This window comes from Enterobacter sp. Res13-Sevr-PEC09-46, from assembly GCF_015672585.1.
Taxonomy (GTDB): Bacteria; Pseudomonadota; Gammaproteobacteria; order Enterobacterales; family Enterobacteriaceae; genus Enterobacter; species Enterobacter hormaechei_C.
The window spans coordinates 455,682-469,285 of record NZ_JADABR010000005.1; the positions used below are offsets into that span (position 1 = coordinate 455,682).

General features: G+C 58.7%; 12 protein-coding genes. 3 read left to right on the forward strand and 9 right to left on the reverse strand.

Annotation, left to right across the window (positions count from 1 at the left end):
- Positions 1-95: 95 nt before the first annotated feature.
- Genes IMQ56_RS03455 through IMQ56_RS03465 form a run of 3 tightly spaced genes read right to left on the reverse strand, consistent with a single transcriptional unit; the run spans position 96 to position 3,054 of the window.
- The gene (locus tag IMQ56_RS03455) at positions 96-1,058 is read right to left on the reverse strand and encodes a YbhN family protein (protein WP_015571080.1); all 963 of its coding nucleotides are present in this window, start codon (positions 1,056-1,058) and stop codon (positions 96-98) included.
- Positions 1,058-2,296 carry a cardiolipin synthase ClsB gene (gene clsB, locus IMQ56_RS03460; RefSeq protein WP_032102646.1) on the reverse strand — a complete coding sequence of 413 codons (1,239 nt, stop codon included), beginning with the start codon at positions 2,294-2,296 and terminating at the stop codon, positions 1,058-1,060. The genes IMQ56_RS03455 and clsB overlap by 1 nt, the downstream gene beginning before the upstream one ends.
- Positions 2,293-3,054, reverse strand: a complete 762-nt coding sequence (locus tag IMQ56_RS03465) for an endonuclease/exonuclease/phosphatase family protein (protein WP_017384933.1) — start codon at positions 3,052-3,054, stop codon at positions 2,293-2,295. Before IMQ56_RS03465 ends, clsB begins: the two co-directional genes overlap by 4 nt.
- Before the next feature lie 133 nt (positions 3,055-3,187).
- On the opposite strand from IMQ56_RS03465, the gene IMQ56_RS03470 reads away from it, so the two are divergent.
- Positions 3,188-3,598, forward strand: coding sequence for a YbhQ family protein (locus tag IMQ56_RS03470; RefSeq protein WP_003858499.1), 411 nt, complete (start codon positions 3,188-3,190; stop codon positions 3,596-3,598).
- Here IMQ56_RS03470 and IMQ56_RS03475 read toward each other — a convergent pair.
- The 5 genes from IMQ56_RS03475 to cecR are packed head-to-tail and all read right to left on the reverse strand — an operon-like array spanning position 3,560 to position 9,248.
- Positions 3,560-4,666, reverse strand: coding sequence for an ABC transporter permease (locus IMQ56_RS03475; protein ID WP_017384932.1), 1,107 nt, complete (start codon positions 4,664-4,666; stop codon positions 3,560-3,562). The genes IMQ56_RS03470 and IMQ56_RS03475 overlap by 39 nt on opposite strands.
- A gap of 57 nt (positions 4,667-4,723) precedes the next feature.
- Positions 4,724-5,857, reverse strand: coding sequence for an ABC transporter permease (locus IMQ56_RS03480; protein ID WP_045343735.1), 1,134 nt, complete (start codon positions 5,855-5,857; stop codon positions 4,724-4,726).
- Complete coding sequence (locus IMQ56_RS03485; RefSeq protein ID WP_032102648.1) at positions 5,847-7,586, reverse strand: ATP-binding cassette domain-containing protein; 1,740 nt, start codon at positions 7,584-7,586, stop codon at positions 5,847-5,849. Before IMQ56_RS03485 ends, IMQ56_RS03480 begins: the two co-directional genes overlap by 11 nt.
- Positions 7,579-8,574 (reverse strand): secretion protein HlyD, encoded by a 996-nt coding sequence (gene hlyD, locus IMQ56_RS03490; RefSeq protein WP_196063717.1) that lies wholly within the window; start codon positions 8,572-8,574, stop codon positions 7,579-7,581. Before hlyD ends, IMQ56_RS03485 begins: the two co-directional genes overlap by 8 nt.
- Positions 8,571-9,248, reverse strand: coding sequence for a transcriptional regulator CecR (cecR, locus tag IMQ56_RS03495; protein ID WP_196063716.1), 678 nt, complete (start codon positions 9,246-9,248; stop codon positions 8,571-8,573). Before cecR ends, hlyD begins: the two co-directional genes overlap by 4 nt.
- A gap of 204 nt (positions 9,249-9,452) precedes the next feature.
- On the opposite strand from cecR, the gene rhlE reads away from it, so the two are divergent.
- Both rhlE and dinG read left to right on the forward strand, forming a co-directional pair.
- Positions 9,453-10,835 (forward strand): ATP-dependent RNA helicase RhlE, encoded by a 1,383-nt coding sequence (gene rhlE, locus IMQ56_RS03500; RefSeq protein ID WP_017693771.1) that lies wholly within the window; start codon positions 9,453-9,455, stop codon positions 10,833-10,835.
- 97 nt (positions 10,836-10,932) lie between these two features.
- Positions 10,933-13,110: an ATP-dependent DNA helicase DinG gene (dinG, locus tag IMQ56_RS03505; RefSeq protein ID WP_058686130.1), complete on the forward strand. Its 2,178-nt coding sequence runs from the start codon at positions 10,933-10,935 to the stop codon at positions 13,108-13,110.
- Here the strand turns inward: dinG and IMQ56_RS03510 are convergent.
- The gene (locus IMQ56_RS03510; protein WP_196063715.1) at positions 13,097-13,600 is read right to left on the reverse strand and encodes a fimbrial protein; all 504 of its coding nucleotides are present in this window, start codon (positions 13,598-13,600) and stop codon (positions 13,097-13,099) included. The two genes, dinG and IMQ56_RS03510, sit on opposite strands and share 14 nt — an antisense overlap.
- Positions 13,601-13,604 lie beyond the last annotated feature (4 nt).

The window sequence follows — 13,604 nt, forward strand, 5'->3', positions numbered from 1 at the left end:
AGGGAGAGGGGATTGCACGGTGCGGGCTTTTCTCCCTCTCCCCGTGGGAGAGGGCCGGGGTGAGGGCATCAGACCGCAGCGCTACCCGACACAACTCACTTCGCCAACATCCTCTCGTTCTTCGCGCGCAGCTTCTTCGCCCGACTCTCCAGCACCAGATAACAGACCGTTGCCAGCGCCAGCGGCAGGAAGTAGTAGATCATGCGGTACGCGAGCAGGGCGGCGATAATCGTCCCGTGAGACACATGCTCCCCCGCAAGCAGCGCGATAAACACCGCCTCCAGTACGCCAATACCCGCCGGAATATGCACAATCACCCCGGCAATACTGCTTACCAGCAGCACGCCCAGCACGAAGAAGTAGTTCACATCTTCGCCAATCAACAGCCAGATAATGGCCCCCATCGCCATCCAGTTAGCGCTGGAAACCACCATTTGCAGGACGGCAAACTTCCATGACGGCAGCACCAGCTTCTGGCCTTTAATGGTCATGTGACGACGTTTGGCAAAGGCGCAGGCCCACAGGTAGGCGGCGATGATCAGCAGCAGTACGATGCCCAGGATGCGCAGGGTAGCCTCATCGATGTACCAGTGCGCAGGCAGCTGCACCACGCCGATGGTGAAAATCACCCCGCCCAGCAGGATATACCCCAGCCAGTTGGTGGTGATGCTTAAGGAGAAAATACGCGTGATGGTGCCGCCCGGTAAGCCAAGGCGGGAGTACAGGCGATAGCGCATACCAATCCCGCCCACCCAGGTGCTCAGCGTCAGGTTAAAGGCATAGCAGATGAATGACACCAGCATAACCTGCCGTTTGGCAAGCTTATGTCCGCAGTAGGCACGTCCCAGCAGGTCATAGCAGCCGTACATCAAGTAGCTCACAATCACCAGCCCAACGGCCCCCAGCAGGACTGTCCGGTTGTAGTTGCGAATAACTTTCCACACCTCTTCCCAGTCCACCTTTTGGGCATACACCACCAGCAGGACCGCGACGGCAATGAAGAACAGCCAGGTCAGGATTTTTTTCGCCAGCCGCCAGCGAGGATGAGATTTCGACATCAGGTTTTCCCTCCATCTTCCGCCTCTACGCGGTCCTGGGTTTCCATTTCGGGTTGCACAGGCGGATCCACCAGCGCCAGTTTCGGCGTATGCGCGGGCAGCCAGCCCACCATGGCCGGGAAGTGGCGCAGGAAGTGGAACACCACCACGCCGATGCCCACGTTCCACCAGCTCCGTTTCGGCACCATGGACTCATCCACACGCACGCAGTCTTTATTGATAAGACCCTGAAGGTTATCGCGCAGGGTCTGATTAAACTGGCGATCGTGGATGATCAGGTTCGCTTCCAGATTGAGCGATAAGCTCAGCGGATCGAGGTTGCTGGAGCCAACGGTCGCCCAGTGGTCATCCATCACGGCGACTTTGCCGTGCAGCGGGCGGCGGCGATATTCATAGATCTGCACGCCGCTTTTGACCAGATAGCGATAGAGCAGACGCGCGCCGACCTTCACAATCGGCATATCGGGCTCACCCTGCACGATAAGCTTCACGCTCACGCCGCGTCGGGCCGCGTTGCGCATGGCGTGCAAAATCCGGTAACCGGGGAAGAAATAGGCGTTGGCGATAATCACCTCGCGCTTCGCGTTCGCCAGCATCTTCAGGTAATGACGCTCGATATCGTCCCGGTGCTCCTCGTTATCCCGCCAGACAAACAGCGCCTGCGCCTCGCCGGGCTTGCGGTTCTCTTCCGGGCGATGACGGCGTCGCCACCAGCGGCGAGCGGCCTCTTTGCCGGGTAAGTTTTCCAGCACGAACAGCTGGATGTCCTGAACCACCGGTCCTTCGATACGGATCGCGTAGTCCTGTTTAGCTTCGGGACCGTAATCCGACATATGCTCGGCGGAGTAGTTAATGCCGCCAACGAAGGCCACTGTTTCATCCACCACCACAATTTTGCGGTGCATTCGACGGAACAGGTTGGTGCGCATGCCGAACAGACGCGGGCCGGGATCGTAATAGCGGAACACCACCCCTGCGGCGGTGAGCTCGTTAACAAATTCCTCGCTGAGATCCGGCGAACCATATCCGTCGAGCAGAACCTCGATTTTTACACCGCGACGGGCGGCATGCAGCAGTGCGCTGTGCAACTGCCTGCCCACGTCGTCTTCAAACCAGATAAACGTTTCCAGAAAGACTTTCTGATGTGCGTGGCTAATCGCCTCAAAAACCGCCGGATAAAAGTTATCGCCATTTTCCAGCAGCGTAATACGGTTACCTTCCTGCCATGTGCATTTCATAAGTGGATCTCCGCGCTGAGTGGGGCATGGTCGGAGAGATGTCGCCAGTTGAGTAAAGCCAGCGCCGTCGGGCTGCTGGCGTGGGCATTTTTTACGTAGATGCGGTCAAGGCGCAGCAGGGGGAAGCGCACCGGAAACGTCCGCGCGGGACGACCGCGTGAGCGGGTAAAGATCTCCTCCAGCCCCGCCTTCACCTTCAGCGGATGGTTGGCCCGCTGTCGCCAGTCGTTGAAATCACCGGCCACCACTACGGGCTCGCCCTCCGGCAGCGCATTGGTCCAGTCTGCCAGCATCTGTAGCTGGGCCTGACGGTGGGCTTCACGCAGGCCAAGATGAACACAGCCCACATGAATGGGAAAATCGAGCGCCGGGGGGGTGATACGACAGTATAACAGCCCGCGTTTTTCGCTCTCGCCAACGGAGACGTCGCGGTTCTCATAATGCTCGATAGGAAAACGCGACAGCACCGCGTTACCGTGATGCCCCTCCGGGTAGACCGCATTGCGCCCGTAGGCGTAATCGCTCCACATGGTATCCGCCAGAAACTCGTAGTGGGGCGTGTCGGGCCAGTTTTCGAAATGCATAGGGTGCACTTCGTGCGCGCCCATGACCTCCTGGAGGCAGACAATATCGGCGCTGACGGTGCGTACCGCGTCGCGCAGCTCCGGTAAAATGAAGCGGCGGTTAAATGCTGTGAAGCCCTTATGAATGTTTATCGTCAGCACCTTAAGCGAGAAATGCTGCGTTTTTTTGCTCATAAACACCTTCCTGGGTGACTATCCCGATGAAAATAAAGTGTAGTAGGCGTCACAAAAAGATGCGGCGTTACGGAATTTTCCGTAAAGTGCGGTAGTCTGAATTAGCAGAGAAAAATCCTTCAGGAGAGAAGCCATGAAGTGGCAACAACGCGTTCGTGTCGCAACCGGTTTGAGTTGCTGGCAGATAATGTTGCATTTACTGGTCGTGGCCGTACTGGTGATGGGCTGGATGAGCGGCACGCTGGTGCGTGTCGGCTTAGGGTTATGCGTGGTTTACGGCGTGACCGTGCTGTCGATGCTGTTTTTACAGCGTCACCACGACGCGCGCTGGCGTGAAGTGGGTGATGTGCTCGAAGAGCTCACCACCACCTGGTATTTTGGTGCGGCAATGATCGTCCTGTGGCTGTTGTCACGCGTGCTGCAAAACAACCTGCTGCTGGCCCTGGCGGGTCTGGCTATCCTCGCAGGGCCTGCGGTGGTGTCATTGCTCACCAAAGAGAAAAAACTACGCGATGTTTCGTCTAAACATCGCATAGGCCACTGAGCCCGTTGTGGCCGCGATGACCAGTAGCGGCCACAAACTTCCCCATACAATATCCAGACTCGCATCCTTCAGATAGATTTGCTTGGTGATATCCGTGAAGTGACGAATCGGGTTTATCCACGTCAAATCCTGTAACCACACCGGCATGTTCTCCACTGGCGAAACGTACCCTGAAAGCAAGATCGCCGGCATCATAAAGACAAACACCCCGATAAACGCCTGCTGCTGCGTTGAGCAGAGCGCGGAAATCAGCAGCCCAAACCCCACCAGCGACAGGCCGTAAATTACCATCGTGAAGTAAAACAGCGCCAGCGATCCGGCAAACGGGATCTGGTACGCCCATATTCCCACCCCCAGCACGATGGTGGCCTGGAACGTCGCGACAATCAGTGCCGGCACCGCCTTGCCGACAAATATCTGCCAGGTGGCGAGCGGTGAGACCAGCAGCTGATCCAGCGTACCTTGCTCACGTTCGCGCGCCACGGACAGCGAGGTGACAATCATCACGCCAATGGTGGTGATCATGGCGATCAGCGACGGCACCACAAACCATTTGTAGTCCAGGTTCGGGTTGTACCAGTTGCGCACCACCAGTTCGCTGTTGTTGGGTTTGGGTTTGCCCGCCATCAGCTCCTGCTGGTAATCCTTCACCACCTGTTGCAAATAGTTCGCCGCAATCTGGGCGCTGTTGGAGTTACGTCCGTCGAGGATCAGCTGCATCGGCGCGGTCTGGAATGTGTCCAGGTTGCGGGAGAAGTCCGCCGGGAAGCGCACCAGCAATAATGCTTTCTGCGTGTCGATGGTGGGCTGGATCGCCTGCGGGCTTTCCAGAAGCAGGACATGGGTAAAGGCTTTGGCGCGGGCGAAACGCTGCGTCAACTCGACGGAATGCTTGCCGTTGTCTTCGTTGTAAATGGCGATGGTGGCGTTGGTGACCTCCAGCGTGGCGGCAAACGGAAACAGTACAACCTGAAGCAGCACCGGCAGCACCAGAATGGCGCGGGTCTGCGGCTCGCGCAGCAAGGATTGCAGCTCTTTGCGGATCAATGTCCATAAACGGTGAAACATCGCGTCGTCCTCCTGTCGGGTGGCGCTTGCGCTTACCCGACCTACAAAATCCGATGGCTAATCTAATCTTCTTTTCGTTTTCATCCACGTCAGCCCGATAAACATCACCGCCGACGCCAGCAAAAACAGGGTGTTGATAATCAGCACCACCGGAATATTTCCCGCCAGGAACAGGCTTTGCAGGGTACTCACAAAGTAGCGCGCCGGAATGATGTACGTCACGGCGCGGATCACCGCCGGCATACTGTCTATCTGGAAGATAAAGCCGGAGAGCATAATCGACGGCAGGAAGGCGGCATTAAGCGCCACCTGCGCGGCGTTAAACTGGTTGCGGGTGATGGTGGAAATTAACAGTCCCATCCCCAGCGTGCTGAGCAAAAACAGGCTGGTAATAAAGAACAGCAGCACCAGCGAGCCGCGGTACGGCACGCCAAGAATAAATACCGAGACCAGCATACACAGCAGCATCGCCAGCATGCCGAGGAAGTAGTAGGGGATCAGCTTGCAGAGCAGCAGCTCGACGCGCGTCACTTCGGTCGAGAGCAGCGCCTCCATGGTGCCGCGCTCCCATTCGCGGGCGATCACCAGCGAGGTGAGGATCGCGCCAATCACCGTCATGATGATGGTGACCGCCCCCGGAATAATAAAATGCTGGCTGATGGCGGCGGGGTTAAACCAGTAGCGCGTCTGCACGTCAATCAGCGGTTCAAACTCCTCCCCCCGGTCTTCGGCGCGCTGCATCTGCCAGAGCTGCCAGATCCCCTCCGCATAGCCCTGCACGAAGTTGGCGGTGTTCGGCTCGCTGCCGTCGGTGATCACCTGAATTGGCGCATCGGCGCCCGGGCGTGCCATATTGGCGGCAAAATCGACCGGAATGACGATCAGACCGCGAATTTTTCCGGCCTGCATTTTCTGGATCAGTTCCTGCCGGTTGTCGCTGATGGTGGCATCGATGTAGGGCGAGCCGGTCATGGCGTGGGTGAAGTCCAGCGCCTCTTCGCTCTGCTGCTCCAGCAAAATCCCGACCCGCAACTTGCTGGAGTCGAGGTTAATCCCGTAGCCGAAAATAAACAGCAGCAGCAGGGGGATCACCACCGCAATCAGCCAGCTGCTGGGGTCACGCACAATCTGCCGCGTCTCTTTGACGCACAGGGCGCGCACCCGGCGCCAGGAAAGGGCGTTACTGCGCATGAGTATTCTCCTTATCCCAGTCGTGGATGAGGGTGATAAACGCCTGCTCCATGGTCGGGTCTGGCTGCGCGTCGTCGGCGGCCTGCGCTTTCAGGTCATCCGGGGTGCCGTGGGCAATCAGCTTGCCGCGATAGACCAGCCCGATGCGGTCGCAATACTCTGCCTCGTCCATAAAGTGGGTGGTGACCATCACGGTCACGCCTTTTTCCACCATGCTATTGATATGCAGCCAGAATTCGCGGCGGGTGAGGGGGTCCACGCCTGAAGTCGGTTCATCAAGAAACAGGATATCCGGCTCGTGCATCAGTGAGCAGGCCAGCGCCAGCCGCTGTTTGAAGCCAAGAGGCAGAGCGTCTGTAGCGTGTGAGGCGATATCGGTCAGGCCGAAGGCGTCGCACATGCGGCCGATCTTCTCATTCTGTGCCCGTCCCCGCAGGCCATAGACGCCGGAGAAAAATCGCAGATTTTGCTCCACCGTCAGGTTGCCGTAGAGCGAAAACTTCTGCGCCATATAGCCCAGGTGCTGGCGCGCCTTGCCGGAGCTGACTTTGAGATCCATGTTCAGCACCAGCGCTTTGCCGGAGGTCGGTACCAGCAGGCCGCACATCATTTTAAAGGTGGTGGATTTCCCCGCGCCGTTCGGCCCGAGCAGGCCAAATATCTCGCCGCGCTTCACGGCAAAATTGACGTTATCGGTGGCGGCGAAATCGCCGAATTTTTTGGTGAGCGATTTCGCTTCAATGACCGTTTCGCCCGGCGTGCCTTCCACCGTGTGCAGGATGGCGCCAAGCGGTGATTCTGAGGTTCCCGCCCCGCCCAGCAGATCGATAAACGCATCTTCAAAGCGCGGCGCGGTCTCTGTCATGTCGATCTCAGGCATACCCTGCGCACGGCGGATATCGTCGGCGGTAGTCTCTTTTTTGAGGATCACGCGCACCGAACGGCCCTGAATCATCCCGTCGCTCACCTGCGGCAGCTTCAGTACCCGTTGCAGCAGCTTGCGGTTGGACTCCTGCGCGCTGTGCAGCAGAAAACTGCGCCCGGCCATGGTTTGCGTCAGCTCGGTGGGTTCGCCCTGATAGAGCAGTTCGCCTTCATTCATCAGCAGCACGTCGCGGCACTGCTCTGCTTCATCAAGGTAAGAGGTACTCCAGAGGATCAGCATGCCGTCACCCGCCAGCTCGTGCACCATCTGCCACAGCTCGCGGCGGGAAATCGGGTCCACGCCCACGCCGGGTTCATCCAGCAATAGCACCTTCGGTTCGCCCACCAGCGTGCAGGCCAGCCCCAGCTTCTGCTTCATCCCGCCGGAAAGTTTGCCCGCCAGCCGGTCGGTGAACGGGCCGAGGGAGGTAAACGCCAGCAGACGCTGGAAGGTTTTCTGCCGGGTTTCGCCGGTAACGCTGCGCAGATCGGCATACAGGTTGAGGTTTTCCATTACCGTCAGATCTTCGTACAGACCAAACTTCTGCGGCATATAGCCGAGCATGCCGTGGAGCGCCGCGTCGTCTTTGATCGGATCGAGGCCAAGCACGCTGGCACTGCCTTCATCCGGCTTCAGCAATCCCGCCAGCATCCGCATCAGCGTGGTTTTACCCGCGCCGTCCGGCCCCACCAGCCCGGTCACATAGCCTTTCTGAATCGTACAATTCAGCGGTGCGACCGCCGGTTTGGCCATTCCCGGGAAGCGTTTGACCAGATTGTTGAGCTGGATAACCGCATCATTCATGTCGTTCCCCGTCGTTTAAGGTCACGGTAACAGGCATTCCCTGACGCAGCGCGTCGTCCGCATCGGTGACGATGATGCGCAAGCGGTACACCAGGTCGGTACGCAGGTCCGGGGTTTCAACGGTTTTTGGCGTGAACTCGGCGGTAGGGGAGACGAAGCCCACTTTGCCGTGATACGGCTTGTCCGGGCGACCGTCGGTATAGAGCAGCAGTTCGCGGCCCGACTGCATCTGGCCAAGATTTGGCTCATCAATGTAAGCGCGCACCCACACCGGACGGGTTAAGGAGAGCGTTAACACGGTGCTGCCCGCGCTGAGCATGCTGCCCGGCTCCACGGCGCGGGTCATCAGCGTGCCGTCAGACGGGGCGATTAACGTGGTGTCGTGCAGATCCAGCTCCGCCTGGGCTAACTGCGCCTGCGCCTGCTCAAGGCTGGCCTTCGCCTGGGCAATGTCCTGCGCACGGTTACCGGTGCGGTACTGGCTTAGCTTATCCTGGGCAGATTTCAGCGTCGCCTGTGCCTGGTCGCGGGATGAGCGCGCGTTTTCCAGGTCGTTGGCGGAAATAGTACGGCTTTTCCATAAGCCTTGCTGACGGTTATAGAAATTCTGCGCATAGTCATAGGCGGCTTTTGCCTGCTTAACGGCAGCGGCCGCCTGGGAGATCTCTTCGTCACGGTAGCCCGCCAGCATCAGGTCGTATTGCGCCTGTGCGACGGAGACGCCTGCTTTTGCCTGCATCAGCGCGTTCTCAAACGGGGCTTTGTCCAGCATTCCCAGCGTCTGCCCGGCTTTGATGGCATCGCCTTCGTCAACGTTCAGCGAGGCCAGCCGTCCGCCGACGCGGAAGCTCATGTTCACGGTGCGGATATCCACGTTGCCGTACAGCGTCAGGCCACGATCCTGCTGGCTCTGATACCACAGCCAGCCACCGATTCCCGCAGCAAGTAACACAACAACCACCAGAATGATGGCGACAGGTTTTTTCATGACTTCTGGCTCCTTTGCGTTAAGCCTTGCAGGATCAGATCAACGTGACAGGTAATGACCTGGCTAATTTGCGCGGCTTTATCCTCATCGAATTGTGTCCAGCCCGTACGTAACAGGATGGTCTCACGCCCCAGACGGAAGGCGAGCACTTCGCCCAGCAGGGCGTGGGTATGCAAAATGGTGTCGGTATCGCTGGCGTCCCGTCCGGTATAGGCGGCGATCAGCCGGGTCAGATGGCCGTGCATCGGGGCGATCACCTGATCGTGCACCAGCTGGTACGCTGTAGTGGGGGAGAGCTGCTCGCGGGAGATAAATTTGCTCAGGTTCAGCGTATCGTCGTGCGTCAGCAAGCGGATCATGTTGTGACAGGCGTTAAGGATCAGCTGGCGGATGGCAGCCCGGTCAGGCTCTGGCTGGCTGAACAGCGCGGTGGCTTCTTCCACGTGCGGGCGAAAGCTGGTGCCGATAAAATCCGCGATCCACTGGGCGCAGGCGAGGTATAAATCCTCTTTTGAGCCAAAATAGTAGGTGATGGCCGCAATATTCTGCCCGGCCTGAGCGGCGATATCCCGCGTGGTGGCATGCAGACCATACTCGCCAAACTGCGCCAGCGCGGCGGCGATAAGCTGACTTTTCGCCTGTTCGCCTTTGGTTGTCGTTGGGGTTGTATTCATAGCAGCATTAAAAATTAATCAATCGATTGATTAAGATTATGCCTGATTTGCGCAAACGTCGAGTCATGGCCGGGGATATTTTATGCGCCACGTCACAAAAGCTGCTACACTCCGCTCCTTCGCGACATTGTGGTTTTTGTCCTTCTATTCGTTATATCTCCCTGAAAACTACACCTGTGATGGTCGGGGCGGTTCGGAGTTTTTATGTCTTTTGATTCCCTTGGTCTGAACCCGGAAATTCTGCGCGCCATCGCAGAGCAGGGCTACGTTGAGCCAACCCCTATCCAGCAGCAGGCCATTCCGGCCGTTTTGCAGGGCCGTGACCTGATGGCAAGCGCGCAGACCGGTACCGGTAAGACCGCAGGCTTTACCCTGCCGCTGCTGGAGCTGTTGGTAAAAAACCAGCCGCACGCCAAAGGCCGTCGTCCGGTGCGTGCGCTGATCCTCACCCCAACCCGCGAACTGGCGGCCCAGATTGGCGAGAACGTGCGTGAATACAGCCGCTACCTCAACATTCGTTCGCTGGTGGTTTTCGGCGGGGTAAGCATTAACCCGCAGATGATGAAGCTGCGCGGCGGCGTGGACGTGCTGGTGGCAACGCCGGGGCGTCTGCTGGATCTGGAACACCAGAACGCGGTGAAGCTCGATAACATCGAAATTCTGGTGCTGGACGAAGCCGACCGTATGCTGGATATGGGCTTCATCCACGATATTCGCCGCGTGCTGGCGAAGCTGCCGACGCGTCGTCAGAACCTGCTCTTCTCGGCAACCTTCTCCGACGAGATCAAGGCACTGGCGGAAAAGCTGCTGCATAACCCGCTGGAAGTGGAAGTCGCGCGCCGCAATACCGCCTCCGAGCAGGTGACGCAGCACGTGCACTTTGTGGATAAGAAGCGCAAGCGGGAACTGCTCTCCCAGATGATCGGCCAGGGCAACTGGCAGCAGGTACTGGTCTTTACCCGCACCAAGCACGGCGCTAACCACCTGGCGGAACAGCTCAATAAAGACGGTATTCGCAGCGCGGCGATCCACGGCAACAAGAGTCAGGGTGCGCGTACCCGCGCGCTGGCTGATTTTAAATCCGGCGACATACGTGTGCTGGTGGCAACCGACATCGCCGCCCGTGGCCTGGACATTGAAGAGCTGCCGCACGTGGTGAACTATGAGCTGCCAAACGTGCCGGAAGACTACGTGCACCGTATCGGCCGTACCGGCCGTGCGGCGGCAACCGGGGAAGCGCTCTCTCTGGTCTGCGTGGATGAACACAAGCTGCTGCGCGACATCGAACGCCTGCTGAAGAAAGAGATCCCGCGCATTGAGACCCCGGGTTATGAAGTGGACCCGTCGATCAAAGCTGAGCCAATTCAGAACGGTCGTCAGGGCGGCGGTCGCGGTCAGGGCGGCGGCGGTCGCGGTCAGCAGCCGCGTCGTGCCGAAGGTGGCGCGCCGAAATCTTCGGGCAAACCGCCGCGTCGTAATAACGACAGCAAACCAGCCGGTGAAAACCCGTGGCGTAGCGGCGAAGGGAAACCGGCAGGCGAGGGGCAGCGCCGACGCCGCCCGCGTAAACCTGCTAACCCGCAGTAATCTGGAAGCCCGGTCGTAAAGCCGGGCTTTTCTTTTTGCGGCAGCGGAGAGAAAGTGCCACAATAGTGGCTGTTTATACAGTATTTCAGGTTTTCCGATGGCTTTAACCGCTGCGCTCAAGGCGCAAATTGGCGCATGGTATAAGGCGCTACAACAGCAGATCCCCGATTTTATCCCCCGAGCCCCGCAGCGGCAGATGATTGCTGACGTGGCCAAAACGCTCGCCGGGGACGACGGGCGACATCTGGCGATTGAAGCCCCGACCGGCGTCGGGAAAACCCTGTCGTATCTCATTCCCGGCATTGCCATCGCGCGGGAAGACGACAAAACGCTGGTGGTCAGTACCGCTAACGTGGCCTTGCAGGATCAGATCTTCAGCAAAGATTTGCCGCTGCTGCGCAAAATTATCCCGGATTTACGCTTCACCGCCGCCTTTGGTCGCGGGCGCTACGTCTGCCCGCGCAATCTGGCGGCGCTGGCCAGCAGTGAACCCTCCCAGCAGGATCTGCTCGCGTTTCTTGATGACGAGCTGACGCCAAACAACAAGGCGGAGCAGGAGCAGTGCGCAAAGCTAAAGGCCGATCTCGACGGCTACAGGTGGGACGGCCTGCGGGATCACACCAGCCAGGCGATCGGCGACGACCTGTGGCGCAGGCTCAGCACCGATAAAGCGAGCTGCCTGAACCGCAACTGTCATTACTATCGCGAGTGCCCGTTCTTTGTCGCCCGGCGTGAGATTCAGGAAGCGGAGGTGGTTGTCGCCAACCATGCGCTGGTGATGGCTGCCCTGGAGAGTGAAGCGGTCCTGCCGGAGCCCAAAAACCTGCTGCTGGTGCTCGATGAAGGTCATCATCTGCCCGACGTGGCGCGGGATGCGCTGGAGATGAGTGCGGAAATTACTGCCCCGTGGTTTCGCCTGCAACTCGATCTGTTCTGCAAGCTGGTGGCAACCTGCATGGAGCAGTTCCGCCCGAAAACCACGCCGCCGCTGGCGGTCCCGGAGCGGCTGAGCGAGCACTGTGAAGAGGTGTACGGCCTCATCGCCTCGCTGAATAACATTCTCAACCTGTATCTCCCCGCCACCCAGGAAGCGGAACACCGCTTTGCGATGGGGGAGTTGCCGCAGGAAGTGATGGAGATTTGCCAGCAGCTGGCGAAGCACCTTGAAAAGCTGCGCGGGCTGGCGGAGATGTTCCTCAACGATCTCAGCGAGAAAACCGGTACCCATGACGTGGTGCGCTTGCACCGCATTCTGCTGCAAATGAACCGCGCGCTGGGCATGTTTGAGGCGCAGAGCAAACTCTGGCGGCTGGCCTCGATGGCGCAGGCGTCCGGGGCGCCAGTGACAAAGTGGGCCACCCGCGAAGTGCGAGACGGACAGGTACATCTGTTCTTCCACTGCGTGGGCATCCGCGTGGCCGATCAGCTGGAAAAGCTGATCTGGCGCAGCGTGCCGCACGTGGTAGTGACGTCGGCAACCCTGCGTTCCCTGAACAGCTTCTCAAGGTTGCAGGAAATGAGCGGCCTGAAAGAGAAAGCGGGGGACCGTTTTGTGGCCCTGGACTCGCCGTTCAACCACTGTGAGCAGGGCAAGCTGGTGATCCCGCGCATGAACTATGAGCCGCTTATCGATAACGAAGAGCAGCATATTGCGGAAATGGCGGCCTACTTCCGCGAGCAGGTTGAGAGTAAAAAATGCCCCGGTATGCTGGTGCTGTTTGCCAGCGGCCGCGCGATGCAACGCTTCCTGGAGCACGTCACCGATCTGCGCTTACTCCTGCTGGTGCAGGGCGATCAGCCGCGCTATCGGCTGGTGGAAACGCACCGTAAACGCATTGATAACGGCGAGCGTAGCGTGCTGGTGGGGCTACAGTCCTTTGCGGAAGGGCTGGATTTAAAAGGCGACTACCTGACGCAGGTGCATATCCATAAAATTGCCTTCCCGCCCATCGACAGCCCGGTGGTGATCACCGAAGGCGAATGGCTGAAAAGCCTTAACCGTTATCCGTTTGAAGTGCAAAGCCTGCCTGCGGCGTCGTTTAACCTGATCCAGCAGGTCGGGCGCTTGATCCGTAGCCACGGATGCTGGGGCGAGGTGGTGATTTATGACAAACGTCTGCTCACCAAAAACTATGGCCAGCGGCTGCTGAATGCGCTGCCGATCTTCCCGATTGAGCAGCCAGAAGTGCCGGAGGTAAAAAAACGCCCGGCAAAACCCTCTGCCGGGCGTACAAAAAGCATCCGTGCAAAGAGGCGCGGACCTACTGGTAAGTGAATGTCACCTGAATCACGCTGCTGAACGTCCCGGCAGTGACGGGCATTGAGGTGGCGTAGTAGCGTGCGGACAGAGGAAAGGTTGCCGTGTGGTCGCTCGGATTGATGGCGGCGTTAAAGGCGGCCTGCGGGGCAATCAGTATTTTGTCCTGTCGGTCTGCCAGCTCCAGCGCCAGTCCCTTTGCGCTACCGATATTGGCAAATTTGGTCGGATGCACGCTGTCTGCCTGGCCATAGAAAAAGGCCGTGGCAAGCGCCAGCGTGGCTGGGCAGTGCGATACTGACAGGGAAAAGTCTTTCCACTCGCCGGTATCCCCCACGTCTTTAAAACTGCCCGACACCGCCAGGCCTAAGTCCACCGTCAGGTTGCGGCTGGCGCTGTCAATAACGCAGGTATTGGCGTAAATATTTCCCGTCATCTGGATCTGAATGTCGTCTGCGTGAGCCTGGGCCAGTAAGCCCACCGCCAGAAACGCGATTGTCTTTTTCATGTTT